Here is a 1,852-nt window from a genome sequence, read left to right as displayed (position 1 = left end):
GAGCTCGTGCGTGGAGGCGAACCGGCCGGCCGATACGCCGGGTTCTGTCGTGGACGGCCATCTCTCTACGGGATGCATTGCTGCAGCCCTCTAGCGACCTACCCGCGGACGGGACGAGCAGCCCCATGGTCCGCTGTCTGGTCTTGCTCCGGGCGAGGTTTGCCTAGCCGCCGCGCTCGCACGCGACGCTGGTGGGCTCTTGCCCCACCGTTTCACTCCTGGCCGGCCCGGGTCGAACCCTGACCGGTGGACCTGTTCTCTGTTGCACTTTCTCGCGGGTTGCCCCGGGTGGACGTTATCCACCGCCCTGCTCTGCGGAGCCCGGACGTTCCTCGGCGCGGTGCCCGGGGGCCCCGCGACGCGGCCGCCTAGCCGACCGGTTCGCGCTCCCAGGGTAGCGCGGGCGTCGGCCGTCAGGCGGCCGCAGTCTCGGGTCGCGCGAGCCGCTTGCGGTAGTAGGCGGTCGCGTGGAGGGGCCGACCGCCGAAGCGCGAGAACTGGCGCGCGGAGCCCGGGTTCTGCCGCCCCACCGGCGTCGACCGCAGCGTGGTGCAGCCGAGCTCGGCGAGGTTCGCGTGCAGGCGACGACTCAGCAGCGAGACGATGCCCTTGCCCTGCGCGTCGGGTCGCGCGCCCTGGATGACGAGCACCGCCTCCCGGCGCAGGGCGGCTCGGCGGGCGATGAGCGACCACACCTCCTGCGCCCGGAGGCGACCGCCCGAGCGCTGCAGGAGCGGCGCCGCGTCGAGCACGGCGACGACGAAGGCGACCGGCAGATCCTCCTCGTCGCGAGCGATGAGGAAGAGCCCCGGCTCGTGCAGCAGCCCGAGCCCGCGCGTCTGGACGCGCAGCTCCGCGCGCGTGAACGGCGTGTAGTACGGCAGCAGCGCGAACGAGTCGTTGAGCAGCGGCAGCAGCGCGCGCAGGCCACGACCGAGGCCGAGGCGGCTCACCTCGTCGATGCGGATGCCGGCCGCGTCGAGCTCTGCCTCGGTCGGACCGTCCTCGTCGACGACGTCGACGACCCACGTGTCGGCCTCGTACCAGCGGCGCATGCCGCGAGCCTCGAGCGCCTCGGGCAGCCACGGCGGGTTCCAGGGCGCGTCGAGGAAGGCGCGCTCCTCGAACCCCGCGGTGATGACGCCTCCCGACTGGTTGGGCAGCAGCTGCGCGGGTCCGAAGAGCTCCTCGGCACCGGCAGCGAGCGCGCGCGCCTCGATCGCGTCGAGGAGCGTCGCGAGGGCCGCGGGCCCCTCCGCCTCGAGCGCGCCGAAGACGAGGGCGCGGGTGCCGAGCCGCGCATCCAAGCGGTCGTCGCGGTGGGCGATCGCGCGGCCGACCGGTCGATCGTCGTCGAGGGCGAGCAGCATCGTGATGGGGTGCGGGTGCGGATGCCGTCCCCGGTGCCAGGCGCGCACGGTGCGCTCGGCGAGCGGCACAGCCATGCCGCCGTGGGTCTCGTGGCCGAGGCGCACGAACGTGTCGAGGCTCGCCTCGTCGGCGACCTCGACGACCCTCACCGCGGCACCCCCATGCCGCATGGTACGACGACCTCCGCCGCCGCACGAAGGGCGCGGCGCGAGCGATCCGGCGGCTGCCTAGAGGCCGCTCTCCTCCGTGCGCACGAGGATCGCCGACGAGTTCGGGTCGAGGATGACCTCGTCGTCGGGCGTCTGGCGGATCTGGTGCAGCTCGTTCGCGTTGAGCTGCACACCGGATGCCGCCGAGGTGCCGTGCTGCAGCAGGGTCGCGCCGATGCCGTAGCGCTCGCGCTGGCGGTCGTAGAGCGCGAGCAGGTCGGCCGGCACCGCCTTGCTGCGGTCGGCGCGCTCGGCGCGCGCCTCCTCGAGCT

At 73.8% G+C, this 1,852-nt stretch carries 1 protein-coding gene, 1 other RNA gene and 1 pseudogene; all 3 read right to left on the bottom strand.

Annotated features, from left to right (window positions below; genetic code table 11):
• Positions 1-17 precede the first annotated feature (17 nt).
• Positions 18-380: RNase P RNA component class A (gene rnpB / locus ABD106_RS01755), an RNA gene on the bottom strand.
• A gap of 33 nt (positions 381-413) precedes the next feature.
• Positions 414-1,520, bottom strand: coding sequence for a hypothetical protein (locus ABD106_RS01750; RefSeq protein WP_343916697.1), 1,107 nt, complete (start codon positions 1,518-1,520; stop codon positions 414-416).
• A gap of 78 nt (positions 1,521-1,598) precedes the next feature.
• Positions 1,599-1,852 (bottom strand): annotated as a pseudogene (locus tag ABD106_RS14515) (zinc ribbon domain-containing protein); the annotation flags it as partial.

It is taken from the genome of Agrococcus citreus, from assembly GCF_039527715.1.
In the GTDB taxonomy this organism is placed as follows: Bacteria; Actinomycetota; Actinomycetes; order Actinomycetales; family Microbacteriaceae; genus Agrococcus; species Agrococcus citreus.
Note: the sequence above shows the minus strand (reverse complement) of the source record. Positions and strands in the feature narration are given on the sequence as shown.